We start from the raw sequence: 26,745 nt of genomic DNA on the forward strand, positions 1-26,745 counted from the left end.
TCCTCCTTGGCCACGAGGTGTGCCGTAAGCAAGGATCAGCCCTTATGGACCTGCTGAACACGCTGGTGGACAAGGGGCTGCGGCGCGAGCTGCCGAGCCGTGAAGAAGCGCTCGCCGTATTGGCGACCTCCGACGACGAACTGCTCGATGTGGTGGCCGCGGCGGGCAAGGTGCGCCGTCAGTGGTTCGGGCGGCGCGTGAAGCTGAACTACCTCGTCAATCTGAAGTCGGGGCTCTGCCCCGAGGACTGCTCGTACTGTTCCCAGCGGCTCGGCTCGACGGCCGGGATCCTCAAGTACAGCTGGCTGAAGCCGGACGAGGCCTCGCAGGCCGCGGCCGCCGGTGTCGCGGGCGGGGCCAAGCGGGTCTGCCTGGTGGCGAGCGGCCGCGGTCCGACGGACCGGGACGTCGAGCGGGTCGGCAAGACGATCGAGGCCATCAAGGAGCAGAACGAGGGCGTCGAGGTCTGCGCCTGCCTGGGGCTGCTCTCGGACGGCCAGGCGGAGCGACTGCGCGAGGCGGGCGCCGACGCCTACAACCACAACCTGAACACGTCCGAGGGGACGTACGGGGAGATCACCACCACCCACACCTACGCGGACCGGGTGGACACCGTGCAGAAGGCGCACGCCGCCGGTCTGTCGGCCTGCTCGGGGCTGATCGCGGGCATGGGCGAGAGCGACGAGGACCTGGTCGACGTCGTCTACGCGCTGCGCGAGCTGGACTCGGACTCGGTGCCGGTCAACTTCCTGATCCCGTTCGAGGGCACTCCGCTGGCGAAGGAGTGGAACCTCACCCCGCAGCGCTGTCTGCGGATCCTGGCGATGGTCCGGTTCGTCTGCCCGGACGTCGAGGTCCGGATCGCGGGCGGGCGCGAGGTGCACCTGCGCTCGATGCAGCCGCTCGCGCTGAACATCGCGAACTCGATCTTCCTCGGTGACTACCTGACGAGCGAGGGCCAGGCCGGCCAGACGGACCTGGACATGATCGCGGACGCGGGCTTCGAGGTGGAGGGCGCGGGCACGACCACGCTGCCCGCCCACCGCGCGGACGCGCTCGCCGCGGCGGGCGTGACGGCCGGTGCGACGGCCGGCGGCTGCGGCTCGGCGGCGTCGGCGGGCTGCGGCTCACACGCGGAAGCGGGTGCGGGTGCGGCGGCCGGTGGCGGCTGCGGCTCGCACGCCGAGGCGGGCGGCGGCTGCGGTCCGTGCGGCGGCCACGCGGCGGTCGCCACGGAGGCCCCCGCCGAGGTGCCGGGCGCACGGACCGACCTGGTGGCCGTACGCCGTCGTGGCGCCGGAACGGACGTCGCGCCGAATGCGTAACGAGGAGCTGCTGGCCCTGGACCGGGCGCACGTGTGGCATCCGTACGGCCCCATGCCGGGCCGTGCGGAGCCGCTGGTCGTCGAGTCCGCGTCCGGGGTACGGCTCCGGCTCGCCGAACCGGCGCACGGGCAGGCCGAGTTGATCGACGGCATGTCGTCGTGGTGGTCCGCGATCCACGGCTACAACCACCCGGTGCTCAACGAGGCGGCGCGGGGGCAGCTGGACCGGATGAGCCATGTCATGTTCGGCGGGCTCACCCATGAGCCGGCCGTCCGGCTCGCCGCCCGGCTCGTGGAGATCACGCCCGAGCCGCTCCAGCACGTCTTCCTGAGCGACTCCGGTTCGGTGGCCGTCGAGGTCGCGATCAAGATGTGTCTGCAGCACTGGCGCTCCGTGGGCAGGCCCGAGAAGCGCCGGCTGCTGACCTGGCGCGGCGGCTACCACGGGGACACCTGGCAGCCGATGGCGGTGTGCGACCCCCAGGGCGGCATGCACGACCTGTGGTCGGGCGCGCTGCCGAAGCACTTCTTCGCCGACCCGCCGCCCGCCGCATACGAGGAGTCGTACGCGGAACATCTGCGGGAGCTGATCGGGCGGCACGCGGACGAGCTGGCCGCGGTGATCGTGGAGCCGGTGGTTCAGGGCGCGGGCGGCATGCGGTTCCACTCACCCGACTACCTGCGCGTGCTGCGGGAGGCGTGCGACGCCCACGACGTGCTGCTCGTGTTCGACGAGATCGCGACCGGCTTCGGCCGTACGGGCGCACTGTTCGCCGCGGACCACGCGGGGGTCTCCCCCGATGTGATGTGCGTGGGCAAGGCGCTGACCGGCGGCTATCTGTCGATGGCGGCGACGCTGTGCTCGGCGCGGGTCGCCGACGGAATCTCGCGCGGCGAGGTCCCTGTCCTGGCCCACGGGCCGACGTTCATGGGCAACCCGCTGGCCGCCGCGGTGGCGAGCGCCTCGATCGACCTGCTCCTGTCCCGGGACTGGGCGGTGGAGGTCAAGCGGATCGAGGCCGGTCTGCGCGAGGGGCTCGCGCCCGCGGCCGCGCTGCCGGGGGTTCGTGACGTACGGGTGCTCGGCGCCATCGGCGTCGTCCAGCTCGACCACGACGTCGACATGGCCGCGGCGACCGAGGCAGCGGTCCGCGCGGGCGTCTGGCTGCGCCCGTTCCGCGACATGATCTACACGATGCCGCCGTTCGTGACGGGCGACGACGACCTGGCGCGGATCTGCGCGGCGGTCCGCGCGGCGGCCGCGGCGGGCTGAGGCCGGCACACACCGCGGCGGGCTTGAGAGCGGCACACCACACGGCACGGCCACGACGGGCCGGAACAGAGAGGACACGCACACACCATGAGCGTCATCGTCGTCAGCGGTACGGGTACGGAGATCGGGAAGACGATCGTCACCGCCGCTCTGGCCGCCGTGGCCACGCTCCAGGGACGGTCCGTCGCCGTGCTCAAGCCCGCGCAGACCGGGCTCGCGCCGGGTGAGCGCGGGGACGCGGACGAGGTCGTCCGGCTCTCCGGGGCCGCCGCCTCGGTCGAACTGGCGCGGTTCCCCGAGCCGTTGGCGCCCGCGACCGCCGCCCGGCGGGCCGGGATGCCCCCGGTCGGCCCGCACGAGGTCGCCGAGGCGGCCGCGAAGCTGGCCACCGAGTACGACCTGGTCCTCGTGGAGGGCGCGGGCGGGCTCCTCGTCCGCTTCGACCACGAGGGCGGCACGCTCGCCGACGCGGCCCGGCTCCTCGGGGCGCCGGTCCTGGTGGTGACGCCCGCCGGTCTCGGCACGCTCAACTCGACGGCGCTGACCGCCGAGGCCCTCGCGGCGCGCGGCATCGAGCAGCTCGGCGTCGTGGTCGGCAGCTGGCCGGCCACGCCGGACCTCGCCTCGCGCTGCAACCTGGCCGACCTCCCGGAGGCGGCCGGTGCGCCGCTCCTCGGGGCCGTACCGGAGGGCGCGGGCGGTCTCGACCCGGCCGAGTTCCGGACGCGGGCGAGCGAGTGGCTGGCCCCCGCGCTCGGCGGGGTCTGGGCGGCCGGGGCGCTCTGATCTCCGTAGGCTGGTGTCATGCGCGCACAGGTAGCGGAGATCGTGTTCGACTGCGGTGACCCGGCTCGTCTGGTCCGGTTCTGGGCCGAGCTCCTCGGCGGCACCCCGGTCGACCGCAGCCCCGACTGGTCGTACATCGAGCCGCCCGGCTTCGTCCGGATCGCGTTCCAGCAGGTGCCCGAGGGCAAGGTCGCGAAGAACCGGCTCCATCTGGACCTGCACGCGCCCGACGTGAGCGCGGCGGCCGACGAGGCGACCACCCTCGGGGCCACCCGCTCGGGCGGGCTCGTCACCGACGACGAGGGGGACTTCCAGGTGATGCTCGACCCCGAGGGCAACGAGTTCTGCTTCGTGTCGGGCTGAACGGGTCGGAACGGGGCAGAATCACCCCGTCCGCGTGTCGGAGGAGGCCCCGATGTCATCACGTACCGCCCGGGTCCCCCGGGACGCCGTCCACCACCCCCTCTTCGCCCGCTTCTACGCCCGGTTCAGCGTCTCCGCCGATACCAAGGGCGGTGTCGGCCGCCTGCGCGCGGAGTTGCTGACGGGTCTGTCCGGCCGGGTCATCGAGATCGGCGCGGGGAACGGGCTGAACTTCGCGTACTACCCCGCGGCGGTGTCCGAGGTCGTGGCGATCGAACCGGAGCGCCATCTGCGCCAGTTGGCCGCCGAGGCCGCCCGGGGCACGGACGTGCCGGTGGATGTCGTGCCGGGCGCCGCGGAGGCGCTGCCGGTGAAGAGCGAGGCCTTCGACGCGGCGGTCGCCTCACTGGTGCTGTGCACGGTTCGGGACGTGCCGCGTGCGCTCGCCGAGACGCACCGGGTGCTGCGGCCGGGCGGCGAACTCCGCTTCTTCGAGCACGGGGTGGCCCCGTCGCCGGGGATGGCCCGGACCCAGCGGGCCCTGGACCGCACGGTGTGGCCGCTGCTCTTCGGCGGCTGTCACTCGGGCCGTGACCCGGTGGCGGCGATCGAGGCGGCGGGCTTCGAGAACGTCACGTACCGCAGCTTCGTCGTCCCGGAGAGCGGGCCGCGTCTGCCCAGCTCGTACTGCGTGCTCGGCACGGCGCGAAAGAGCTGAGCGAGACGGAGCCGGACGGGACGGAGCCCACGGGGGCGTGTCCCCTCAGCGGCTCCACTGGCGCAGTTCGTCGGCGATGGCCCGGACGTCCGCCTCGCCCTTCTTCACCAGCCGCGCCAGATCCCTGACCTGTTCCGGCGAGGTGACGACCTTCAGGCCGCTGGCGACGAGGTAGCCGTAGGCGACGGCCGAGGCGAACATGGCGTTGGAGTGCTCCAGGGCCGGGACGTGCAGCAGGAGTTGGAGCAGGGCGGCGGCGCGGGCGTGCGGGTCTCCGTAGACCGGCACGCCGAAGATCTCCGCGTCGTGCCGGCCGACCGCGGCGACGAGGGCGCCCCAGTCGGTGACCTGGGGGTCGCCGGGTGTCTGGTGTTCGGCCACCATGAGCAGCCAGGAGAGGTCGACCGTGAGGCTCATGCGGTGCGGTCGCGCTCCGTCCCGAACTCCTCGGTGAACACCGATTCGTACTGCTTCATGAAGTCGGCGGCCGCCTCGACGAAGGCGCGCCCGGACTCCCCTGCGTCCTGCTGGACGAGTTCCTCGATGTACCGGTTGACGCTCACGCCGCGCTGCTGCGCCCGCCGGCGGGCGGTGTCGGCGGTCGTCTCGTCCACGCGGACGTTCAGCTGGGTCTTGGCCACACGACCACGCTAGCGCCGGGGCGCTAGCACCGGCAAGCGATCCCCCGCGACTGTTACGCGCAGGCCGGGCAGAGCCCCCGGTACGTGACCTCGGCGGCCGAGACCGTGAAGCCGAAGCGCTCCCCCGCCGGGAGGTCGGCCAGCGGGTCGCCGTGCGGATGGACGTCCCGGATGGTGCCGCAGCGGGAGCAGACGAGGTGCTGGTGGGGGTGGTGGGCGTTCGGGTCGTAGCGCTTGGCCCGGCCGTCGGTGGAGACCTCGACGACCTCGCCGAGGGAGACCAGCTCGCCCAGCGTGTTGTAGACGGTCGCCCGGGAGATCTCCGGCAGCCGCTCGGCCGCGCGGACGTGGACCTCGTCGGCCGTCAGGTGCACGTGATCGCCGTCGAGGACCTCGGCCACGACACGCCGCTGGGAGGTCATCCGCCAGCCACGTCCACGCAGTCGCTCCAGCAGGTCGCTCATATCGGTTCACCCATTCAGCTTGGATTTCGGCGGGACACACGACGTTCACCCAGGGATGCCAGGCTGTCCGATCGGGTAGAGGGTTGGCGTGCTTCTTGACTTGGACTCTGTCCATCGTAGGATCGGTTCCGGCAATAGCCAAGGGACAACATGGCTCCGGTCGGGCGGCACAACCGCCCTCCCGGGCCACCCGCCCCGGCTGAGCAACGTGATCCGCCCCGTCCGGAAGGATTCCCATGTCCGAGAACCACGACGCCATCGTCACCGACGCGAAAGCCGAGGGCGCGGGTGGCTGCCCGGTCGCGCACACCGGGCGCGCCGCTCACCCGACCCAGGGTGGCGGCAACCGTCAGTGGTGGCCGGAACGGCTCAATCTGAAGATCCTCGCCAAGAACCCCGCCGTGGCGAACCCGCTGGGCGAGGAGTTCGACTACGCCGAGGCGTTCAACGCGCTCGACCTGCCGGCCGTGAAGCGGGACATCGCCGAGGTGCTCACCACCTCCCAGGACTGGTGGCCGGCCGACTTCGGCAACTACGGCCCGCTCATGATCCGGATGGCCTGGCACAGCGCCGGTACGTACCGCATCAGCGACGGTCGCGGTGGCGCCGGGGCGGGCCAGCAGCGCTTCGCGCCGCTGAACAGCTGGCCGGACAACGGCAACCTGGACAAGGCCCGCCGCCTGCTGTGGCCGGTCAAGCAGAAGTACGGCCAGTCCATCTCCTGGGCCGACCTCATGATCCTCACCGGCAACGTGGCCCTGGAGACGATGGGCTTCAAGACCTTCGGCTTCGCCGGTGGCCGTGCCGACGTGTGGGAGCCGGACGAGGACGTCTACTGGGGCCCGGAGACCACCTGGCTGGGCGACGAGCGCTACACCGGTGACCGCGAGCTGGAGAACCCGCTCGGCGCGGTCCAGATGGGTCTCATCTACGTGAACCCGGAAGGCCCCAACGGCAACCCGGACCCGATCGCCGCGGCCCGCGACATCCGCGAGACCTTCCGCCGCATGGCGATGAACGACGAGGAGACCGTCGCCCTCATCGCCGGTGGCCACACCTTCGGCAAGACCCACGGCGCCGGCCCGGCGGAGAACGTCGGCGCCGACCCCGAGGCCGCGCCGATGGACGCGCAGGGCCTCGGCTGGGCCAGCACGTACAACACGGGCAAGGGCGCCGACGCGATCACCAGTGGCCTGGAGGTCACCTGGACCACGACGCCGGCCCAGTGGAGCCACGACTTCTTCAAGCACCTCTTCGAGTACGAGTACGAGCTCACCCAGAGCCCGGCCGGTGCGCACCAGTGGGTGGCGAAGAACGCCGAGGCGATCATCCCCGACGCGTACGACGCGTCGAAGAAGCACCTCCCGACGATGCTCACCACCGACCTGTCGCTCCGCTTCGACCCGGTCTACGAGCAGATCTCGCGGCGCTTCTACGAGAACCCCGAGCAGTTCGCGGACGCCTTCGCCCGCGCCTGGTACAAGCTCACGCACCGTGACATGGGCCCGGTCGTGCGCTACCTCGGCCCGGAGGTCCCCGCGGAGGAGCTGCTCTGGCAGGACCCGCTGCCGGCGCGCCAGGGCGAGCAGATCGACGCCGCCGACATCGCCTCCCTCAAGGAGAGCGTCCTCGGCTCGGACCTCACGGTCACCCAGCTGGTCTCCGCCGCCTGGGCCGCCGCCTCCTCCTTCCGGGGCAGCGACAAGCGCGGTGGCGCCAACGGCGGCCGCATCCGTCTGGAGCCGCAGCGCAACTGGGAGGTCAACAACCCGGACGAGCTGGCCCAGGTCCTCCGTACGCTCGAGGGCATCCAGGAGTCCTTCAACGCCGCCGGCGCCAAGAAGGTCTCGCTGGCCGACCTCGTCGTGCTCGCGGGCTCCGCGGCCGTCGAGCAGGCGGCCAAGGACGGCGGCTTCGCCGTCGAGGTGCCCTTCACGCCGGGCCGTGTCGACGCCGCGCAGGAGCAGACGGACGTCGAGTCGTTCTCCGCGCTCGAGCCGGCCGCCGACGGCTTCCGCAACTACGTCGGCAAGGGCAACCGCCTGCCGGCCGAGTACCTGCTGCTCGACAAGGCGAACCTGCTGACCCTCAGCGCGCCCGAGCTGACGGTCCTCGTCGGTGGTCTGCGCGTCCTGGGCGCCAACCACGGCGGGTCCAAGCACGGCGTTCTCACGAACAAGCCGGGCACGCTGTCCAACGACTTCTTCGTGAACCTGCTCGACCTGGGCACCACGTGGAAGTCGACGTCCTCGGCGCAGGACGAGTTCGAGGGCCGCGACGCTGCCACGGGCGCCGTCAAGTGGACCGGCACCCGTGCCGACCTGGTCTTCGGCTCGAACTCCGAGCTGCGCGCGCTCGCCGAGGTCTACGCGAGCGACGACGCGAAGGCGAAGTTCGTGAAGGACTTCGTCGCCGCGTGGGTCAAGGTCATGGAGCTGGACCGCTTCGACCTCGTCTGATCCAGCCGGACGCCGTCCTGTCGTGACGTCCAGGCCCGCCCTCGGGGGCGGGCCTGGACGTCCGTCGTTCCGCGTCCGCCGTCGGTCCGCGTCCCTGCTCGTTCCGCATGCCGAAACGCGGTCGACGGGCCGCGGAAGCGGTGGTGGGATTCCGGTCATGACCGCACCGCACATCCGGGCCGCCGTGCCGGCCGACCTCGACGCCGTCCTCGCCTTCTGGAAGACCGCGGCCGAGGGCACGAGCATCAGCGACGACCGCGACGGGATCGAGCGCCTCGTCGCCCGTGACCCCGAAGCCCTGATCCTGGCCGAGCGCGACGGCGAGCTCGTCGGCACGGTGATCGCCGGCTTCGACGGGTGGCGCTGCCACCTCTACCGCCTCGCCGTGCACCCGGACCACCGTCGCAGGGGCGTCGGCGGCGCGCTGCTCGCGGCGGCGGAGGAACGTTTCGTACGCCTGGGCGGGCGGCGCGCGGACGCCATGGTGCTCGACCGCAACACGCTCGGGCAGCACGCCTGGCGGGCCGCCGCGTACGGCCCCGAGGAGCAGTGGACCCGCTGGGTGAAGCCGCTGGCCGACGCCCCTCGCCCCTGATCCGGCGTAAACCTTCCTTTGCGTCTCCTTTACGATGGGTGATCCCATCCCAGCACGATCGAAAGGTGTGAGCGTCCGCCCATGGGCGAGCCTCCCAGTACCAAGCGAGCGATCTCTCCGTCCCTGACTGATCATGGAACGGAGGTGAACCGATGATCGAAGTGCTTCTGCTCGTGGTGGCGCTCCTGCTCTCGCTCGCCTGCGGTGCCTTCGTCGCGGCCGAGTTCTCGCTCACCACCGTCGAGCGGTCCGATCTCGAACGGGCCGCGGAGCGCGGCGAGCGCGGCGCGGCGAGCGCCCTCAAGGCCGTCAAGTCGCTCACCTTCCAGCTCTCCGGCGCCCAGCTCGGCATCACGGTGACCAACCTGATCGTCGGCATGCTCGCCGAGCCCTCGATCGCCGCCCTTCTGCGCGGCCCGTTCGAGGCCCTCGGCCTGTCCGCCTCCGTCGCATCCTCGGTGGCCCTGGTCGTCGGCACCGCCCTGTCGACCGTCGTCCTGATGGTCGTCGGCGAGCTGGTGCCCAAGAACTGGGCCATCTCCTCGCCGCTGGTCATCGCCAAGCGGGTGGCGACCCCGCAGCGGATCTTCACCGCCGCGTTCAGGCCACTGATCAGCCACCTGAACAACACCGCCAACCGGATCCTGCGCCGGCTCGGCATGGAGCCGACCGAGGAGCTGGCGTCCGCCCGCTCCCCGCAGGAGCTGGTCGCCCTGGCCCGCCACTCCGCCAAGGAGGGCGCCCTGGAGGCGGACACCGCCGAGCTGTTCGTACGGACCCTCAACCTGGCCGAACTGACCGCGGAGAACGTGATGACCCCGCGCGTACAGGTCACCGCGCTCGAGGTGCAGGCCACGGCCGAGGACGTCGCCAACGCGACCCGGGCGACCGGCCTGTCCCGCTTCCCCGTCTACCACGGCAACCTCGACACCGTCGTCGGCATCGCCCACATCAAGGACGTCCTGGCGATACCGGCCGACCAGCGCCGCCTGCGGCGCATCGGCGACATGCTCCGCGAGCCGCTGCTCGTCCCGGAGACGCTGACCGTGGACCGGCTCCTCGACCGGCTGTCCGGCAAGCAGACGATGGCCGTCGTCATCGACGAGTACGGCGGTACCGCCGGCGTCGCGACGCTGGAGGACATCGTCGAGGAGGTCGTCGGCGAGGTGCGCGACGAGCACGATCCGCACGAGACCCCCGACCTCGCCCGGGCGGGCGTGGACGCGGACGGGCGCGAGCTCTGGTCCGCCGACGGCGCCGCCCGCACCGACCAGCTGGAGGCGATCGGGCTGCGGATCCCGGACGGCCCGTACGAGACGCTGGCCGGTCTCATCGCCAATGAGCTGGGACGGATCCCGTCGGTCGGCGACCGCGTGGAGCTCGCCGGCTGGCAGCTCGACGTCGTGGACGCCTCCGGGCGCCGGGCGGCGCGGGTGCTGATGCACATGCCGCCGCACGTCGAAGAGACCGGTACGACCCCGGAGGCCGGCCGATGATCGCCATCCAGTTGCTGATCGGCGCGCTGACGCTGGTCGTGAACGCCTTCTTCGTCGGCGCCGAGTTCGCCATGATCTCCGTGCGCCGCAGCCAGATCGAGCCTGAGGCCGAGGCCGGGAACCGGCGGGCGCGCAGCGTCATCTGGGGCCTGGAGCACGTCTCGGCGCTGCTCGCCGCGGCCCAGCTCGGCATCACGCTGTGCACCCTGGTGCTCGGCATCGTCGCCGAGCCCGCCATCGCGCACCTGCTCGAGCCGGTCTTCGACGCGGTCGGCGTGCCGCACGGCCTGGTGCACCCGATCTCGTTCGTCATCGCGCTGGCGCTCGCGACCTATCTGCACATGCTGCTGGGCGAGATGGTCCCGAAGAACATCGCGCTCGCCGAGCCGACCCGCTCGGCGCTCGCCCTCGGCCCGCCGCTGGTCGCGATCGCCCGGGCGCTGCGCCCGGTGATCTTCACGATCAACGCCTTCGCCAACACGCTGCTCAGGCTGATGAAGGTGGAGGTGAAGGACGAGGTCTCGGCCACGTACTCGGACGCCGAGCTGGCCCGGATGGTGACCGACGCGGGCGTCGCCGGCCTGCTCGACGACCGGGCGGCGGAGCGGCTGCACGACGCCCTCGAGCTGGGGCGCCGCCCCGTGCGGGACGTCGTCATGGCCGTCGACAAGGTCGTGTACGCGGCGGTCGGGACGACGCCTGAGCAGCTGGAGGCGCTCTCCGCCGAGTCGGGCTTCTCCCGCTTCCCCGTGGTCGACACGGGCCGCGGGATCCTGGGCTACCTCCATGTGAAGGACGCCCTGGACGTGACGCCGAGGGACCTCCCCTTCCCGGTCTCGGCGATGCGGCCGATCGCCCGTGTCCGGGCGGCCACGCCCATGGACGACGTCCTCACGGCGATGCGCCGCAGCCGTACGCACCTGGCGGCGGTCCTGGACGAGGACGGCAAGCTGGCCGGCCTCGTCACGATGGAGGACGTGCTGCGGGAGCTGGTCGGCAGGCCGGCGACGTAACGTTTCGCGAAGACGGTCGGACGGACAGATCGGACGGGCTGCCGGACCGACTGTCGGACGGGCGAGGGCCCCGGGGTGCGCTGTGCGCCCCGGGGCCCTCGTCGTCAGGAGCCCTCCCGGGCTGCGGCTGAGCGACCGCATACCGCACGGTATGATCGCTTCCGCCATGGAGATGAATGCCACCTACACCAGTCTTGTCGCCGTCGGCGACAGCTTCACCGAGGGCATGTCGGACCGGCTGCCCGACGGTACGTACCGGGGATGGGCGGACCTCCTCGCGGCCCGGCTCGCCGCCCGCGCCCCCGACTTCCGGTACGCGAACCTCGCCGTGCGCGGCAAGCTCATCGGCCAGATCGTCGAGGAGCAGGTGCCCCTGGCCGCCGCGATGAAGGCGGACGTGGTGACTCTCGTCGGCGGCCTGAACGACACGCTGCGGCCCAAGTGCGACATGGGGCGGGTACGGGACCTGCTCACCGAGGCCGTCGAGACCCTGGCGCCCGCCTGCGGGCAGCTGGTCCTGATGCGCAGCCCGGGCCGCAACGGCCCCGTCATGGAACGCTTCCGGCCGCGCATGGAGGAGCTCTTCGACCACGTCGAGGCGCTCGCCGCCCGCCACGGCGCCGTGGTCGTCGACCTGTACGGCGCGCCCGCGCTCGGCGACCCGCGCATGTGGGACGTCGACCGGCTCCACCTGACCGGCGAGGGCCACCGGCGGGTGGCCGAGGCCGTGTGGCAGACGCTCGGCCTGGACCCGGAGCAGGACTGGCGGACGCCGCTGCCGCCGACGGCGCCCCCGGCTTGGCTCGCCCGCCGCGTCGGCGACGCCCGGTTCGCCAAGGAGCACCTCGGCCCGTGGATCGGCCGCCGTCTGACCGGCCGCTCCTCGGGGGACGGCCGACCCGCCAAGCGCCCGGACCTGCTCCCGTACGAGCCGCCGGGGGTCCGACCGGCCGATCACGGCCGGGGCGTGACGGACGGGGCGTGACGGACGTCTCGTAGCGGTCTCGTAGTAAGAGACGAACCCGGCCCTGGCGCTGGCCTGCAGAAATCGCCAGTAGAATTCGGTCACGTGACTGCTGTGACTGCGAAGCCCCGCATCCCCAATGTCCTGGCCGGCCGCTACGCCTCCGCGGAGCTCGCCGTCCTCTGGTCCCCCGAGCAGAAGGTGAAGCTGGAGCGCCGGCTGTGGCTCGCCGTGCTGCGTGCCCAGAAGGACCTCGGGATCGAGGTTCCGGACGCCGCCCTCGCCGACTACGAGCGCGTGCTCGACCAGGTCGACCTCGGCTCCATCGCCGAGCGCGAGAAGGTCACCCGCCACGACGTGAAGGCGCGGATCGAGGAGTTCAACGCCCTCGCCGGGCACGAGCACGTCCACAAGGGCATGACCTCGCGCGACCTCACCGAGAACGTCGAGCAGCTGCAGATCCGGCTCTCGCTCGAACTGATGCGGGACCGCACGGTCGCCGTCCTCGCCCGCCTCGGCAAGCTGTCCGGCGAGTACGCCGAGCTGGTCATGGCCGGCCGCTCGCACAACGTCGCCGCCCAGGCCACCACCCTCGGCAAGCGCTTCGCGACCGCCGCCGACGAGCTGCTCGTCGCCCACGGCCGCGTCGAGGAGCTGCTCGCCCGCTACCCGCTGCGCGGGATCAAGGGCCCGGTCGGCACCGCCCAGGACATGCTCGACCTGCTCGGCGGCGACGCCGGCAAGCTGGCCGAGCTGGAGAACCGGATCGCCGGTCACCTCGGCTTCGCGCACGCCTTCACCTCGGTCGGCCAGGTCTACCCGCGCTCGCTCGACTACGACGTCGTCACCGCGCTCGTGCAGCTGGCCGCCGCGCCGTCCTCGGTCGCCAAGACCATCCGCCTGATGGCCGGTCACGAGCTGGTGACCGAGGGCTTCAAGCCGGGCCAGGTCGGCTCGTCGGCGATGCCGCACAAGATGAACACCCGCTCCTGCGAGCGCGTCAACGGCCTCATGGTCATCCTGCGCGGGTACGCGTCGATGACCGGCGAGCTGGCGGGCGACCAGTGGAACGAGGGCGACGTGTCGTGCTCGGTGGTCCGCCGGGTCGCGCTGCCGGACGCGTTCTTCGCCCTGGACGGCCTCCTGGAGACCTTCCTGACCGTGCTCGACGAGTTCGGCGCGTTCCCGGCGGTCGTCGCCCGCGAGCTGGACCGGTACCTGCCGTTCCTCGCCACCACCAAGGTCCTGATGGGCGCCGTCCGCGCCGGTGTGGGCCGGGAGATCGCGCACGAGGCCATCAAGGAGAACGCCGTCGCCTCCGCCCTCGCCATGCGCGAGCAGGGCGCCGAGCGCAACGAGCTGCTCAACAAGCTGGCCGCCGACGAGCGGATCCCGCTGGACCGCGCGCAGCTCGACGCGCTGATGGCGGACAAGCTGTCGTTCACCGGTGCCGCCGCCGACCAGGTCGCCGCCGTGGTCGCCCGTGTCGAGGAGATCGTCAAGCAGCACCCGGAGGCCGCCGCGTACACCCCCGGGTCGATCCTCTGACCCGGTTCACCCCGCAGGAGCTCCAGGCCGCCCGCGACCGCGTCATCCCCGACGTGGCCGCGGGCGGCCTTTCGGTCCTCTTCTGCGGGATCAACCCCGGTCTGATGTCGGCGGCTACGGGCCACCACTTCGCGCGCCCGGGCAACCGCTTCTGGCCGGTGCTCGCGCGGTCCGGTTTCACGCCCCGGCTGCTGAAGCCGGCGGAGCAGGACGAGCTCCTCTCGTACGGTCTCGGCATCACGAACGTGGTCGCGCGGGCGACGGCGCGGGCCGACGAGCTGAGCGACGAGGAGTTCCGGGAGGGCGGCCGGCTGCTGACCGGCCGGGTGGAGCGGCTGCGACCGAGCTGGCTGGCGGTGGTCGGGATCACGGCGTACCGGACGGCGTTCGGTGAGCGGCGCGCGGTCGTCGGTCCGCAGGAGCGCACGATCGGCGCGACGCGGATCTGGGCGCTGCCCAACCCCAGTGGCCTGAACGCGCATTGGACCCTGGAGACGATGGCGGAGGAGTTCGCGCGGCTGCGGGAGGCGGCGGGGGTGCCCGACCGGCGCGCGGACCTCTAGCCGACCCGTGCCCGGACCCGTTGCCGACTGGTGTCCGGGCGGGCCTCGCCGCACTCCTGTCCATTGAGTAACATCCGGCACACATGTGCACGAGCTGGGAGGACACACGGTGGGGCGGCTGACCGGCGGGGATCCGTCGCTGCTGCGGCGGATCAATTCCGCGGTGGTACTCCATGCTCTGCGGGGCGCCGACGCGCTCACGCTCACGGACCTGACCCGGATCACCGGTCTCTCCCGGCCGACCGTCGAGGGCGTCGTCGAGGGGCTCATCGTCGGGGGCCTCGTCGTCGAGGTCGCGCCCGAGGAGGGCGAGGCGAGGCGGCAGGGCCGGCCCGCCCGGAGGTTCCGCTTCCGCGCGGAGGCGGGCCATCTGCTCGGCATCGAGATCGGCCCGCACCGGGTCGCCGCCCTGCTCTCCGGTCTGGACGGCCGGATCATCGGCGCCGGTTCCCGCGAGGTCTCGGAGACGGCCCCCGAGGACGAGCGCCTCGAACGGGTCCGCACGGTCGTCGCGGACGTGCTGCGCAGGGCCGGGGTCGCCCGGTCGAACCTGCGGGCGGTCGGCGTCGGCACGCCCGGGATCGTCGAGGCGGACGGCACCGTACGGCTCGGCACGGCGCTGCCCGGCTGGACGGGCCTGGCCCTCGGGGAGCGGCTGCGCCGGTCGTTCAAGTGCCCGGTGCTCGTGGAGAACGACGCCAACGCGGCGGCGGTGGCCGAGCACTGGAAGGGCGCGGCGACCGACTCCGACGACATCGTCTTCGTCCTCGCGGGGCTGAGCCCGGGCGCCGGGTCCCTGATCGGGGGGCGCCTGCACCGCGGGTACGGCGGGGCGGCCGGCGAGATCGGCGCGCTGCACCTCCTGGGGCGCGGGGTCACCCCCGAGCACCTGCTCTCGACCACGGACGAGCCGCTCCACCCGCTGGACGAGCAGGCGGTGGCGGCGGTCTTCGCGCTGGCCCGCGGGGGCGACGCGCGCGCCGAGGCCGCGGTGGAGCGCTTCACGCAGCGCCTGGTCCACGACGTGGCGGCGCTGGTGCTCGCGCTCGACCCGGAGCTGGTGGTGATCGGTGGCTGGGCGGCGGGCCTGGACGGCGTACTCCAGCCGCTCCGCGACGAACTGGCCCGCTTCTGCCTGCGCCCGCCGCGCGTGGTCCTGTCGATGCTGGGCGAGGCCGCGGTGGGCACGGGCGCGCTGCGCCTGGCCCTCGACCACGTGGAGGAGCAGCTCTTCGCGGTGGAGGGCACGGTCACGGCTCGGCGCTGAGGGTGGGGACTCGCCCCCGGCCGGGGGGCTCCCCCGGCGCTCTGACGCGACGAGCCCGGAGTGTGCTGCCGTGGCAGCTCACTCCGGGCTCGTGCTTGGGGTCTTTCGGTGGAACCTCGGTCGTCAGGAGGCCATGACCAGGTCGCCCGAGTCGCCGAAGGTCAGGCGGCAGGTGTCGGCGCGGTACGTGGCGACGGAGACCGCGGCCGTGCGGCCCTCGGAGAGGTAGCGGGTCGTGACGACGAGGACCGGGGCGCCGGGGAGGCGGTCGAGTTCCTTGGCGTCGTCCGCGCGGGCCGAGCCGAGCTCCACGGAGCGGTCCTGGCCGTCGAGGGCGAGGCGCTGGAGTTCGCGCAGGACGCTGCGCGCGCGGGCCGGGCCGTTGGGGGTGTCGATCGCGGTCAGCTCGGGGACCGAGTCGGACGGCACGTACAGCAGCTCGGCGGCGACGGGCTGGCCGTGCGTGACGCGCAGCCGGCGTACGACGTGCACCTGCTCGTCGGGGGCGAGCTCCAGGGTCCGCGCGACGGCGGCCGGGACCGTGTCGAGGGTGGCGTCCATGGACTGCCAGGTCTCCTCGGCGACGCCGGGCCAGACGTGCTGGGTCGTGGAGACGTCCACACCCACGCGCGGCGGGGCGACGGTCGTACCGACACCGCGGCGGCGCTGCAGGCGGCCCTCCAGCTCCAGCTGCTCCAGGGCCTGGCGGAGCGTGGCCCGGGCGACGCCGAAGCGCGCGGCGAGCTCCCGCTCGTTGGGCAGGATCTCTCCGACCGCGAAGTCGGAGTCGAGCGCCTCGCCGATCACGGTCTTGAGGTGCCAGTACTTCGGCTCCGGCACCGATTCCAGCTGCGTGGTCCCCACCCTGATCCTCCGCAATTCGCCGTGTCCCGCGGCGGTTTTCCGCGCCCTTGTTTATTAAAGGTTCCTGCACTAACTCTGCGACCATAGGACGGCGCACCCACTTGGTCAAGACCAATCCTGACCCGGATGCCCCCGAATGCGGGCCTCTGACGTAGATCGTTCACAGGACGTTCGCACCGTTGTGTGCCCTGCGCAGCAAAGTGCCCCGCCTCCGGGCGGAGGCGGGGCGGCGCGGGTCACGGCGCAAGCGGAACCGGGTCAGGCGGGCGCGACCGCGTGGAGCTTGTCGGGGTTGCGCACGATGTACACGCACTGGATGCGTCCGTCACGCACCTCGATCTGGAAGACCGAGTCCGGCTTCCCGTCGGCGAGGACGACAAGGCCGGGCCCGCCGTTCACCTCCGCGAAGCGGAACTCGAAGGCCGACTCGGCGCCCTCGGAGACGGCGAGCAGGAAGCGGCCGACCTTGTCGGCGCTGTCGATGACGCGGAGCGGAGCCTTGGACTTGCCGCCGCTGTCGCCGACGAGCTTGACGTCCGGGGCGAGCAGGGCCAGAAGCCCGGCCAGGTCGCCGCCGGCCGCCGCCGCGAGGAACCGCTCGGTGAGGTCGTGGCGTTCGGTCGGGTCGACGTCGTAGCGCGGCCTGCCCTCGTCGACGTGGCGGCGGGCGCGCCCCGCGAGCTGGCGGACGGCGGCCTCGGAGCGGTCGAGCGTGGTGGCGATCTCCCCGTAGGGGAAGCCGAAGGCCTCGCGGAGCACGAAGACCGCGCGCTCCAGCGGGGAGAGGGATTCGAGGACGACGAGAACGGCGAGCGAGACGGAGTCGGCGAGCATGGCCTGCTCGGCGGTGTCGGGGACGGCAGGACCGTAGTCGGTGAGGACGGGCTCGGGCAGCCACGGGCCGACGTAGGACTCGCGGCGCGTCTGGACCTGGCGCAGCCGGTCGAGGGCGAGCCGCGTGGTGATCCGTACGAGATAGGCGCGGGGCGTCCGGACGTCCTCGCGGTCCGCGGCGGACCAGCGCAGCCAGGCCTCCTGGACCACGTCCTCGGCGTCGGCGGCGCGGCCGAGCATGCGGTAGGCCACTCCGTGGAGCAGGGGCCGGTGTTCCTGGAAGACGTCGGTCAGTGTTTCGGTCACCACTCCCCCATCCCAGCCGACCGGCCGGGTCCTGTCCACTTCCTTTCCGCCGACTCCTTGCCGGGGCCCTTGAACTCGCATCTACTGAGCGGTAATTCTTGCTGACAGGGTGTCTAAGTCAAGGAGCGCGCGTATGTCCGCACAGATCTCGTTCTCGTTCGAGACCCCCGGGGGTCCGCGCACGTCCTCCGTGACGTACGAGCGCAGGGGTGCGGGCGAGCCGCTCCTGCTGCTGCACGGCATCGGCCACCACTGGCAGGCCTGGGAGCCGGTCATGGACATCCTGGCCACCGAACGCGATGTCGTCGCCGTCGACCTGCCGGGGTTCGGGACCTCCCCCGCGCTGCCGGAGGGCTGCGCCTACGACCTGTCGACGGTCGTGCCGATGCTCGGCGCCTTCTGCGCGGCCCTCGGCATCGAACGGCCGCACGTGGCGGGCAACTCGCTGGGCGGGCTCCTCGCCCTGGAGCTCGGCCGGGAGAAGCTGGTGCGCTCGGTCACCGCGCTCTCCCCGGCCGGCTTCTGGTCGGAGGGCGAACGGCGGTACGCCTTCGGGACCTTGCGCGCGATGCGGTCGATCGCCCTGTCGATGCCGGTGCCGATGATCGAGAGGCTGTCCCGGAGCGCCGCCGGGCGGACGGCGCTGACGAGCACCATCTACGCACGCCCCGGGCGCCGTTCACCCGAGGCGGTGGTCGCCGAGACGCTCGCCCTGCGGGAGGCCACCGGCTTCCGCGAGACCCTGGAGGCCGGCCGGAGCGTGGTGTTCGGCGACGACATCACCGCCGTGCCCGTGACCGTCGCGTGGGGTACGCAGGACCGGCTGCTCCTTCGCCGTCAGGGCGTCCGGGCCAAGCGCACCGTCCCGGGCGCCCGGCTCGTACGGCTGCCCGGCTGCGGGCACGTCCCCATGAACGACGACCCGGCTCTCGTCGCGCGGGTGATCCTCGACGGCAGCGGTCGCTGACCGCTCACGCCTCTTGAAGAGTCCGGTCCCGAGGGCCGCTCCGGCACCCACGAGAAGGCTGCCGGCGGCCTGCGGGAGGCCGAAGCCGCCGGTCGCGACCAGCACGGCGGTCAGAGCGGCGGCGACCGGGATGGCGCCGGTGAAGAGGGTGGCCCGCTCCATGCCGATCCGCTGGACGCCCATGTAGAAGAGCACGAATCCGACGACCGTGGCGAGGACGGCCTGCCACACCAGGGCGCCCGTCTCCACGGCCGTCGGCGTCCGCAGGAACGCGCCGCCGTCCACGACAAGGCCGAGCACCGCCGACTCGACGGCCGCGATCCCGCAGACGGCGGCGGTCAGCAGCTTCGGCCCGAGCGGCCGGAGCACGGGTACGGCGAGGACGGTGAACCCGACTTCGCCGGCCAGTGCTCCTACGGAGTAGGAGAGACCCGCCAGGTCGGTACGCCCCCACCCCTGGACGGTGAAGGCCCCGGCGGCGACGAGCAGGGCTCCATAGAGCACGGGCCGCGAGGGCCTGCGCCCTTCGAGGAGCGGTACGAGGACGGCCACGACCACGGGGGCGCAGCCCACGAGGACACCAGGCACCGCGGGTTCGGCGGTCCGCTCCGCGGCGAGCACCGCAAGGTTGAACCCGACCATGCCCACGGCGGCGAGCGCACCGAGCCGCACCCAGTCCCGGGCGCCCAGTGCGCGCAGCGGGGCGAGCCCGCCGGCCCCGAGCAGGGGCAGCAGCAGGAGACAGGCGGCGCCGTAGCGCAGGGCCTGGCCGCCCGCGTACGGATAGTCGCCGAGCAGACTGTTGGCGGTGAAGGAGGCGCCCACGAGCGCGTAGGCGACGGTCACGAGGAGAGCCCCTCGCAGGGAGTTCGCGTTCATGGTCCCGACGCTAGGAAGCCCGCCGGACCGGTTTAAGGTCCACTTTCATGACGAGTTCGGGGACCACTTCTGACCCCGCGGGCGGGCGGCCGGAGCCTTCGGCGGCCTGGGAGTTGTTGGTGTCCGCGGCCGACACGCCGGCCAGGGGGCGGGGGCGAGCGTTGCAGGAGACGTTGCGGGAGGCGGTGCGGGCGGGGCGGTTGACGGCCGGGACGCGGTTGCCGTCGAGCCGGGAGCTCGCGGCCGATCTGGGCGTCTCGCGGGGGCTCGTGACGGAGGCGTACGAGCAGTTGACCGCCGAGGGGTATCTGCGCAGCGACCGCGGTTCGGGCACCTGGGTCGGGGAGACGGCGCGGGCCGCTACTGGGCGGGGCGTACGGGATCTGGCGCGGGGCGTGTCGGGAGCGCCGGGTGTGTCGGGTGGGTCGGGTGCGGCAGGTGCGCCCGGTGTTCAGGTGGACTTTCGGCCCGGGACGCCCGATCTCGCGCTCTTCCCGCGTGCGGCCTGGGCGGCGGCCCAGCGGTCGGTGCTGTCCGCGCTGCCCCACCCGGCGCTCGGCTATCCGGATCCGCGCGGGCTTCCGGAGCTGCGGAGCGCGCTCGCCGGGATGCTCGCGCGGCGGCGCGGAGTGGTGGCCGATCCGGAGCGTCTGGTGGTCTGCTCGGGGGTGGCGCAGGCGTCGACGCTGCTCGGTTTCGTGGCGCGGGCGCGGGGGATGCGGACCGTCGGCATCGAGGACCCCGGCAGCCCCGAGCACGGGCGGCTGTTCGCCTCGACCGGCCTCGACACGCGGTGGCTGCCGGTGGACGAGGAGGGGCTGCTGCCCGGTCCGCTCGCCGCGTCGGGGGTACGGGTGGTGGTCACGACGCCCTCTCACCAGTTCCCGACCGGCATCGCGTACTCGGCGGGGCGGCGTGCCGCGCTCCTGGACTGGGCGCGGGCGGTGGACGGGTACGTCCTGGAGGACGACTACGACGGCGACTTCCGCTACGACCGGGCTCCGGTGGGCGCCCTCCAGGGCCTCGATCCGGAGCGGGTCGTCTACACCGGCTCGGTGAGCAAGTCGCTGGCCCCGGGGCTGCGGCTCGGTTGGATGCTCGTACCGCGCGAGCTGCACGCGGAGGTCGTGGAGCGGAAGCGGACGATGGACCTCGGGAACCCGGCCCTGGACCAGGCGCTGCTGACCGAGTTCGTGACGCGCGGCGCCTACGACCGGCACCTGCGCCGGTGCCGGCGTGCGTACCAGGAGCGGCGGGACGCGCTGGTGGCCGCGCTGACGGAGGCCTTCCCGGGGACGACGGTGAGCGGGATCGCGGCCGGGCTGCACATCATCGCGCGCGTGGACGCCCGTTACGGCCCCACGGAGTACTTCGTGGAGCGGGCCGCGTCCGCCGGGGTGGCGGTGCGCCCGCTGGAGGAGTTCGGCACGTCCCGGCCGGCCGACGGCGCCGTCCGGCTGGTCCTCGGCTACGCCCATCTGAGCCCCTCCGCCATCGCGCGTGGGGTGCGGCTCTTGGCGGATGCCCGCGGGAGGGCAGGGGTGGGCTGAACGGGGGGCGGCTCCGGGGTGTTCACCCCGGGTTCGTGTGCGCGCCGCCCCCGGCCGTTAGGGATGGGACGGCACAACGACCGCATCCGGCACCGCACTTGGAGGCCCTTCGATGTCCCACTCCGTCCCCGGACCGAACCCCGCCCGCCGCAGCGTGCTGCGCGGTTCCCTGGCCGCGTCCGCGGCGCTCGCCGTCGGCGGTGGCGTCGTCGGTTCGTCCGCTCCCGCGCTCGCGCTGTCGGGGCGGCCCCGGGCCGCCTGGGGCGTGCAGACGGGCGATGTCACGGCCTCCTCGGGCCTGGTGTGGGTCCGTTCGGACCGGCCGGCCCGCATGATCGTGGAGACCTCGGCGAGCGAATCGTTCCGCCGCGCGCACCGCCACCACGGGCCGCTGCTCGGCCCGGGCAGCGACTTCACCGGGACGACGGCGCTGCGCGGGCTGCCCGCGGGCGAGCAGATCCACTACCGGGTCACGCTCGCGGACCCCGACGACCCGCGCCGTACCGGCGAACCGGTCGTCGGCACCTTCCGTACCGCTCCGGCGCGGCGGCGGGACGGCGTGCGGTTCCTCTGGTCGGGCGACATCGCCGGGCAGGGCTGGGGCATCAACCCCGACGTCGGCGGCTTCCGCGCCTTCGAGGAGATGCGCCGGCTGAACCCGGACTTCTTCCTCTGCAGCGGCGACACCGTCTACGCGGACGGCCCGCTGCAGCCGAGCGTCACGCTGCCCGACGGCCGGGTCTGGCGGAACCTGATGACCCCCGAGAAGGCGAAGGTCGCGGAGACCCTGGACGAGTACCGGGGCCAGTTCCGGTACAACCTGCTCGACCACAACGTGCGGGCGTTCAACGCGCAGGTCCCCTCGATCGTGCAGTGGGACGACCACGAGGTACGGAACAACTGGTACCCCGGCCAGATCCTGGAGGACGCCCGCTACACGGAGAAGAACGTGGACGTCCTCACAGCCCGCGCCTCCCGCGCGTTCGCCGAGTACTTCCCCGTGTCCACCCTCCACGCGCGCGGTGACGGCCTCGCCACGAAGGGCCGGATGCACCGCGTCGTGCGCTACGGCCCCCTGCTCGACGTCTTCGTCCTCGACATGCGCTCGTACCGCAACGCCAACTCCCCCGGCCGGCAGGCCGACGACACCGACGGCATCCTCGGCGCGGAGCAGCTGGCCTGGCTCAAGCGGGAGCTGAGCCGTTCGCGCGCGGTGTGGAAGGTGCTCGCGGCGGACATGCCGCTTGGACTCGTCGTCCCGGACGGCGCGGCGAACATCGAGGCGATCGCCCAGGGCGACCCGGGCGCGCCGCTCGGCCGCGAGCTGCAGATCGCGGAGCTGCTCCGGTTCGTCAAGCACCGCCGGATCACCGGCACGCTGTGGCTGACCGCGGACGTGCACTACACCTCGGCGCAGCACTACGCGCCGGAGCGCGCGGCCTTCAAGGACTTCGCGCCGTTCTGGGAGTTCGTCTCTGGCCCGCTGGCCGCCGGCGGCTTCCCCGCGAACGCGCTGGACGCCACGTTCGGCCCCGAGCGGGTCTTCGTCCGGGCGCCCGAGCGGGCGAACGTGTCGCCGATGGAGTCGCCGCAGTACTTCGGTGAGGTCGACATCGACGGCGGCAGCGGGGAGTTGACCGTCCGGCTGCGCGCCGAGGGCGGAACGGTGCTGTTCAGCAAGGTGCTCCAGCCGGGGCGCGTCGGGCAGTAGCGGCGCGGTTCTCCACAGGCCCGGAGGTCTCCGACGTCGATTGTCAGTGGCGGGTCCTAGCGTCTTGCCCATGACGCGATCCGTACAGGCGCTCGCCTACTCACGCCCGTCCGCCCTGCGCTCCTCCGGGGACGGGCGGCTCCTCGGCCTGGAGACCTCCGGTGGGCTCACGCCCGCCGGGGCCGAGGCCCATCCCCGGTTCTTCAGCGGGTTCCTGACGTCCCCGCAGATCGCCGCGCGGGGACTGCTCGCGGTGGCGGACGTGGCGGCGGCCCGCTACTACCAGCGGATACGGCCGGGCTCGCTCGACCCGGTCGTCACTGGGAACGGCGACCGGCTGCGGTTCGAGTCCTTCTCGGGCTGCGGCGGGGTGTACGCCCGGCTCGACGTGCTGAGCGAGGGCCTGGACGGCGCCGAGACCGGGCACGGCACGACGAACGTCGACGTCAACAACCCGCTGCGCGAGGCGCTGTCGCGGATGACCGGGAGCGATCCGCTGCATCTGCGGGTCGGCCCGGAGGAGCTGGCCGTGACGACGCTCGGGGGCGCGGTCGTGGAGAAGAAGGTTCCGCTGCCGGACCGCTGGCTGCGCGGTTTCGCGGAGGCCCAGGTGGCCTCGGCCGGCTTCGATCTGCGCGCCGAGCTGACGGGTCAGGAGGCGGTGCGGTTCCTGCGCTCGCTGCCGCGCTCGCAGGCGGCGGGGCGGCGTGCGCCGCTCTGGGTCGTCCAGGCGGGACGGACCCTGCGGCCCACCACCCGGCCGGTCCCGGGCGCCGTCTGCCTGCCGGGGCCCGATCGGCTGGTGGCCCTGGAGCGGGTGCTGCGCCACGCGACGGCGCTGCGGGTGTACGGGCCGGTTCCGGACGGCGTCGCCACGGCGAGCGCCTGGGAGGTGACCCTGCCCGGGATGCGCCTCACGCTCACCCTCTCGCCCGACTCCGCGCGCGGGTTCTCCGGCGAGGGCGGCGTCCTGGAGGCCCTGGCCACGGAGGAGGCCGCGCAGGACGCCGAGCTGATCTCGGTGCTGCTGGCCTGGGAGCCGAAGATCGACCCGGCGGAGCTGGCCGAGGAGTCGGGCCTTTCGGTGGACCGGGTGCGGGCGGCGCTGACCCGGCTCGGCACCGCCGGGCGCGTGGGGTACGACGTGGCCGACGCGGCCTACTTCCACCGGGAGCTGCCGTACGACGCGGACCGGGCGGAGCGGCACAATCCCCGGCTCGTGGCGGCGCGCGCCCTGGTCAACGAGGGGGCGGTGATTCTCGACGGGGAGCTCGCGACGGTCGCCTCGGGCGAACGCCGCTACCAGGTACGGGAGTCGGGCGGGGTGCTGAGCTGCACCTGCCAGTGGTGGGCGGACTACCGGGGCCGGCGTGGCCCGTGCAAGCACGCGCTCGCGGTGCGGATGACCCGGCGCGGTGCCGTGGCCGGCGTCGCGACCGGTGCGGGCGTCATGGACGGTGTCGTGGCCGCCGGGGGTGCGCGATGAGCGAGGAGAACGGGGTGGGGACCGTGGTGGAGAAGTTGCTGACCGCTGTCCGGCGCGGGTGGTTCGAGGCCGTCCCCGCGCTGCTGAAGGAGCTGGGTCCTGGCGAGCGGAAGGCGGCCCTCGCGGAGCTCAAGGCGCTGCGGACCGAGGTCCGCCGCTGGGGGTGGGAGCGCTGGAACGAGCAGGTGTCGATCCAGAAGGCGCTGCGGGTCGCCGGTGCCGGCTGTCACACGGGCGCGGCGGCGGCCGCCGCCTGGATCGGCGGCCGTGACCTGACCGACTGGGGCCGGGCCACGACCGCGCAGGTCCTGGAGGTCCTGGCCGATCGCGACCCGGCCTGGCTGGGCGATGTGGCGCAGCGGCTCGCCGAGCGGCCGACGGTGGCCGAGGACGAGTACGTGCTCGTGCACGAGCTGGTCGTCCGTTCGGGCTGCGCCGTGCCCACGACGGACGGCTACGTCGTCGGCTGGACGGCCGCGATGACCCGGCGACGGCTCGTGGAGGAGCTGCGAGCCGACCCGCAGACGCCGGTTCTGGTGCCCCGGGTCCTGGACCTGATCGAGACCCCGGACCGACTCACCTGGTCCGTGGGCCCCGAGGCGCCCACCCACTGGCCGACGGCGCTCGCGACGCTCGCGGCGGAGGGCGTGCTCGACCGGGCGTCCCTCGTGGACGGCTGCGTGGCGCGGCTGCTGCGCGGCGGCCGGCCCCGGGACCTGCGGTTCCCGCTGGCGCTGCTCCAGCTGCTCGATCCGACGCCCGAGGAGCGGCGCGGCCGCACGGCGGACTGGATCGGGATGGCCTCCGACGCGCCCTCGCCGGTCGCCGGGTACGCCCAGGACGTTCTGGCGGGGCTCGCCGCCGAGGGCGAGCTGGCGACGCCGGAGCTGGCGGAGATGTCCGCCCAGGTGCTGTTCCGTACGGAGAAGAAGCTCGTACGGGCCCAACTCGCGCTCCTGACGAAGGAGTTGCGGCGGGACCCGGGTGCGGCGGCCGAGCTGCTGCCCGTGGTCGCCGACGCGTTCGGCCACGAGGACACCGGGATCCAGGAGCGGGCCCTGAAGCTCGTGGGGCGGTACCTGCCGACGGTGGACGAGCAGGTGCGGGAGGAACTGGCGGGCGCCGCGACCGCGTTGAGCCCGGCGCACCGGCAGGCGGCCGAGGAACTGTTCGGCGCCGCGGAGTTCGCCGAGGACCTGCCGCACGAGGAGACGCTGCCGCCCGTTCCCGAGCCGAGGCGGGTGGCGGGTCCTGCCGCCACGGTCGCGGAGCTGGTCGCGGATCTGGTGAGCGTCTCCAAGGGCCGCCCGGAAGCCACGCCCGAGGAGTTCGAGCGGGCGCTCGACGGGCTCGTCCGTCATGCGCACCTGCACCGCGAGGAGCTGACGGCGGCGGTCACGGAGGCCTTCGCCGACGCGTGGTGGGCGGGCGATTACAGCGACCGGGGCGACGCGTTCGCTCTGGAGACGTACGGCGTGGACGTGGTGACGGCGGCGGTCATGGGCCGGGTGCGGCAGTCCCGGCTCCACGACGCCCGGGTGCGGGGCCACGCCCCCTCCTCCTGTGTGCACGGCGCCCTGGACGCGGTGGTCGACGCCCGTCTCTGGGAGGCGGCGGCCCTCATCGGTACGGACAGGCTGCCGTTCCTGCTCGCCGCGCCCACCTGGCACACCGGGGCGATCGAGCCGTCCGTGCTGGTGGAGCGGTTGCGTGCCTACCGGGACGCGGGCGTCGAGCCGGCGCCCGTCGACTTCGCGCAGGCCCTGCTGCGGCTCCGCAAGGGCGACCCGTCGGCGGCAGGGGCTGCCGCCGAGGCCGCCGCGCTCGGCACCCGGGCCGGGGAGCGGCTCGCGGACTGGCTCACGACGGACGCCTCCGTCGCCCCGGGGCTGCGGTTCCTCGCCGGGGGACAGGTGTCGAGCGGCCGCACCGGCCCACTGCGCGACCGGATCGTCCTGAAGATCCGTGAGCGTCGGGCCGTACGGGACGAGTTCCCGCCCGCGTTCCGCTGGCTGGGCGGTGCCGAAGCCAAGGCCGGGAGCCGGTGCCATCACTGGTTCGCGGAACGGCGGCACTGGTCCGCCGTCGTGCCGGACGATCGGGAGGCCCTGGCGACCTGGCTGCTGCCGGTCCTCGCCGGAGGCCTCGACTGGGACGAGCGCGGGGTCACCTGGGGACTGACGGCCCTGGCCGAGTCGGACGGGCCGGTCGGCGAGACGACCCACCTCGCCCTTGCCCTGGGGCTCGGCTGCCGGCACACGGAGGACCGGCTGACCGCCGTGGACACCCTGCTCGTCCTCGCCGCGCGGGGCGATCTGGACCCCAGCACGCTGGGCGCTTCGCTGACCCGTCTGGTCGGCGACGGCACGGTCAAGCCCAACCGGCTCGCGGACGCGGCCCGGACGGCGGCGGCCACAGGCGCGTACGGCACGACCTGGGCGGTCCTCGCGCCCGTGCTGCCCGCGCTGCTCGCCGCCGAGAAGCCGGTGCGCGGACTCGGTGAGCTGCTGGCCGTCGCGGCGGACTGCGTGGAGCGGTCCGGGGCGGCCGGGGAGATACCGGGCCTCGACGCGGTGGCGGACCGGCGCGGTTCCTCGCAGCTCGTCGTCCAGGCCGGGCGGCTGCGGAGGGCCCTGCGGACCGACTCGTAAGGAGACGTCACGGGAGCCGGTC

At 73.3% G+C, this 26,745-nt stretch carries 23 protein-coding genes and 1 pseudogene; 18 read left to right on the top strand and 6 right to left on the bottom strand.

Translation table 11 applies throughout. The annotated features are described in order from the left end of the window. The first annotated feature begins 44 nt into the window (after positions 1 to 44). The 5 genes from bioB to ACWCO8_RS09750 all read left to right on the top strand — a co-directional run bounded on the left by bioB (position 45) and on the right by ACWCO8_RS09750 (position 4,465). A complete protein-coding gene (bioB, locus tag ACWCO8_RS09730; RefSeq protein ID WP_451031787.1) occupies positions 45 to 1,325 on the top strand; it encodes a biotin synthase BioB in 1,281 nt (426 codons plus the stop codon). Then, on the top strand, positions 1,318 to 2,598 hold the full coding sequence (locus tag ACWCO8_RS09735) for an adenosylmethionine--8-amino-7-oxononanoate transaminase (RefSeq protein ID WP_451031788.1): 1,281 nt from the start codon (positions 1,318 to 1,320) through the stop codon (positions 2,596 to 2,598). The genes bioB and ACWCO8_RS09735 overlap by 8 nt, the downstream gene beginning before the upstream one ends. Before the next feature lie 87 nt (positions 2,599 to 2,685). Next, the gene (bioD, locus tag ACWCO8_RS09740; RefSeq protein ID WP_451031789.1) at positions 2,686 to 3,384 is read left to right on the top strand and encodes a dethiobiotin synthase; all 699 of its coding nucleotides are present in this window, start codon (positions 2,686 to 2,688) and stop codon (positions 3,382 to 3,384) included. A gap of 18 nt (positions 3,385 to 3,402) precedes the next feature. Then, positions 3,403 to 3,747: a VOC family protein gene (locus ACWCO8_RS09745; RefSeq protein ID WP_362009819.1), complete on the top strand. Its 345-nt coding sequence runs from the start codon at positions 3,403 to 3,405 to the stop codon at positions 3,745 to 3,747. A 52-nt stretch (positions 3,748 to 3,799) separates the two neighbouring features. Further along, the gene (locus tag ACWCO8_RS09750) at positions 3,800 to 4,465 is read left to right on the top strand and encodes a class I SAM-dependent methyltransferase (RefSeq protein WP_362009816.1); all 666 of its coding nucleotides are present in this window, start codon (positions 3,800 to 3,802) and stop codon (positions 4,463 to 4,465) included. Positions 4,466 to 4,510: 45 nt separating this feature from the next. Here ACWCO8_RS09750 and ACWCO8_RS09755 read toward each other — a convergent pair whose 3' ends face one another. Genes ACWCO8_RS09755 through ACWCO8_RS09765 form a run of 3 tightly spaced genes read right to left on the bottom strand, consistent with a single transcriptional unit; the run spans position 4,511 to position 5,570 of the window. Continuing rightward, positions 4,511 to 4,882 carry a fic family toxin-antitoxin system, toxin component gene (locus tag ACWCO8_RS09755; RefSeq protein ID WP_451031790.1) on the bottom strand — a complete coding sequence of 124 codons (372 nt, stop codon included), beginning with the start codon at positions 4,880 to 4,882 and terminating at the stop codon, positions 4,511 to 4,513. Further along, positions 4,879 to 5,106 carry an antitoxin gene (locus ACWCO8_RS09760; RefSeq protein WP_362009811.1) on the bottom strand — a complete coding sequence of 76 codons (228 nt, stop codon included), beginning with the start codon at positions 5,104 to 5,106 and terminating at the stop codon, positions 4,879 to 4,881. The genes ACWCO8_RS09755 and ACWCO8_RS09760 overlap by 4 nt, the downstream gene beginning before the upstream one ends. A 53-nt stretch (positions 5,107 to 5,159) precedes the next feature. Next, positions 5,160 to 5,570: a Fur family transcriptional regulator gene (locus ACWCO8_RS09765; protein ID WP_451031791.1), complete on the bottom strand. Its 411-nt coding sequence runs from the start codon at positions 5,568 to 5,570 to the stop codon at positions 5,160 to 5,162. Between the two features lie 236 nt (positions 5,571 to 5,806). Here ACWCO8_RS09765 and katG point away from each other — a divergent pair, with 236 nt between their 5' ends. The 8 genes from katG to ACWCO8_RS09805 all read left to right on the top strand — a co-directional run bounded on the left by katG (position 5,807) and on the right by ACWCO8_RS09805 (position 15,475). After that, positions 5,807 to 8,029: a catalase/peroxidase HPI gene (gene katG, locus ACWCO8_RS09770; protein WP_451031792.1), complete on the top strand. Its 2,223-nt coding sequence runs from the start codon at positions 5,807 to 5,809 to the stop codon at positions 8,027 to 8,029. Between the two features lie 157 nt (positions 8,030 to 8,186). Continuing rightward, entirely contained in the window at positions 8,187 to 8,624 is a 438-nt protein-coding gene (locus tag ACWCO8_RS09775; RefSeq protein WP_362009803.1) for a GNAT family N-acetyltransferase, read from the top strand. Between the two features lie 152 nt (positions 8,625 to 8,776). Then, on the top strand, positions 8,777 to 10,120 hold the full coding sequence (locus tag ACWCO8_RS09780) for a hemolysin family protein (protein ID WP_451031793.1): 1,344 nt from the start codon (positions 8,777 to 8,779) through the stop codon (positions 10,118 to 10,120). Further along, on the top strand, positions 10,117 to 11,133 hold the full coding sequence (locus tag ACWCO8_RS09785) for a hemolysin family protein (RefSeq protein WP_451031794.1): 1,017 nt from the start codon (positions 10,117 to 10,119) through the stop codon (positions 11,131 to 11,133). The genes ACWCO8_RS09780 and ACWCO8_RS09785 overlap by 4 nt, the downstream gene beginning before the upstream one ends. 166 nt (positions 11,134 to 11,299) lie before the next feature. Next, positions 11,300 to 12,118 carry an SGNH/GDSL hydrolase family protein gene (locus ACWCO8_RS09790; protein WP_451031795.1) on the top strand — a complete coding sequence of 273 codons (819 nt, stop codon included), beginning with the start codon at positions 11,300 to 11,302 and terminating at the stop codon, positions 12,116 to 12,118. An 84-nt stretch (positions 12,119 to 12,202) separates the two neighbouring features. After that, a complete protein-coding gene (purB, locus tag ACWCO8_RS09795) occupies positions 12,203 to 13,645 on the top strand; it encodes an adenylosuccinate lyase (RefSeq protein ID WP_451031796.1) in 1,443 nt (480 codons plus the stop codon). Further along, positions 13,642 to 14,208 (top strand): G/U mismatch-specific DNA glycosylase, encoded by a 567-nt coding sequence (mug, locus tag ACWCO8_RS09800; RefSeq protein ID WP_451031927.1) that lies wholly within the window; start codon positions 13,642 to 13,644, stop codon positions 14,206 to 14,208. Before purB ends, mug begins: the two co-directional genes overlap by 4 nt. 109 nt (positions 14,209 to 14,317) lie before the next feature. Next, the gene (locus ACWCO8_RS09805) at positions 14,318 to 15,475 is read left to right on the top strand and encodes an ROK family transcriptional regulator (protein ID WP_384510936.1); all 1,158 of its coding nucleotides are present in this window, start codon (positions 14,318 to 14,320) and stop codon (positions 15,473 to 15,475) included. Between the two features lie 123 nt (positions 15,476 to 15,598). Here the strand turns inward: ACWCO8_RS09805 and ACWCO8_RS09810 are convergent, their stop codons facing one another. Both ACWCO8_RS09810 and ACWCO8_RS09815 read right to left on the bottom strand, forming a co-directional pair. Further along, positions 15,599 to 16,339, bottom strand: a complete 741-nt coding sequence (locus ACWCO8_RS09810) for a GntR family transcriptional regulator (protein WP_362009788.1) — start codon at positions 16,337 to 16,339, stop codon at positions 15,599 to 15,601. A gap of 258 nt (positions 16,340 to 16,597) precedes the next feature. Then, complete coding sequence (locus ACWCO8_RS09815) at positions 16,598 to 17,482, bottom strand: RNA polymerase sigma-70 factor (protein ID WP_451031797.1); 885 nt, start codon at positions 17,480 to 17,482, stop codon at positions 16,598 to 16,600. A 130-nt stretch (positions 17,483 to 17,612) separates the two neighbouring features. Between ACWCO8_RS09815 and ACWCO8_RS09820 the strand changes: the two genes are divergently transcribed. Beyond that, the gene (locus ACWCO8_RS09820) at positions 17,613 to 18,446 is read left to right on the top strand and encodes an alpha/beta fold hydrolase (RefSeq protein WP_451031798.1); all 834 of its coding nucleotides are present in this window, start codon (positions 17,613 to 17,615) and stop codon (positions 18,444 to 18,446) included. Between the two features lie 42 nt (positions 18,447 to 18,488). Here the strand turns inward: ACWCO8_RS09820 and ACWCO8_RS09825 are convergent. After that, positions 18,489 to 19,325, bottom strand: a pseudogene (locus ACWCO8_RS09825) (EamA family transporter); the annotation flags it as partial. Positions 19,326 to 19,372: 47 nt separating this feature from the next. Here ACWCO8_RS09825 and pdxR point away from each other — a divergent pair. From pdxR to ACWCO8_RS09845, 4 genes are all read left to right on the top strand, one after another. Beyond that, positions 19,373 to 20,875, top strand: a complete 1,503-nt coding sequence (gene pdxR / locus ACWCO8_RS09830; RefSeq protein ID WP_451031799.1) for a MocR-like pyridoxine biosynthesis transcription factor PdxR — start codon at positions 19,373 to 19,375, stop codon at positions 20,873 to 20,875. 112 nt (positions 20,876 to 20,987) lie between these two features. After that, positions 20,988 to 22,586 (top strand): alkaline phosphatase D family protein, encoded by a 1,599-nt coding sequence (locus tag ACWCO8_RS09835; RefSeq protein WP_451031800.1) that lies wholly within the window; start codon positions 20,988 to 20,990, stop codon positions 22,584 to 22,586. 70 nt (positions 22,587 to 22,656) lie between these two features. After that, positions 22,657 to 24,072, top strand: coding sequence for an SWIM zinc finger family protein (locus tag ACWCO8_RS09840; RefSeq protein ID WP_451031801.1), 1,416 nt, complete (start codon positions 22,657 to 22,659; stop codon positions 24,070 to 24,072). Continuing rightward, complete coding sequence (locus tag ACWCO8_RS09845) at positions 24,069 to 26,723, top strand: DUF7824 domain-containing protein (RefSeq protein ID WP_451031802.1); 2,655 nt, start codon at positions 24,069 to 24,071, stop codon at positions 26,721 to 26,723. Before ACWCO8_RS09840 ends, ACWCO8_RS09845 begins: the two co-directional genes overlap by 4 nt. The last annotated feature ends 22 nt before the right edge of the window (positions 26,724 to 26,745 follow it).

The sequence above is a fragment of the Streptomyces sp. NPDC001927 genome, assembly GCF_053594455.1.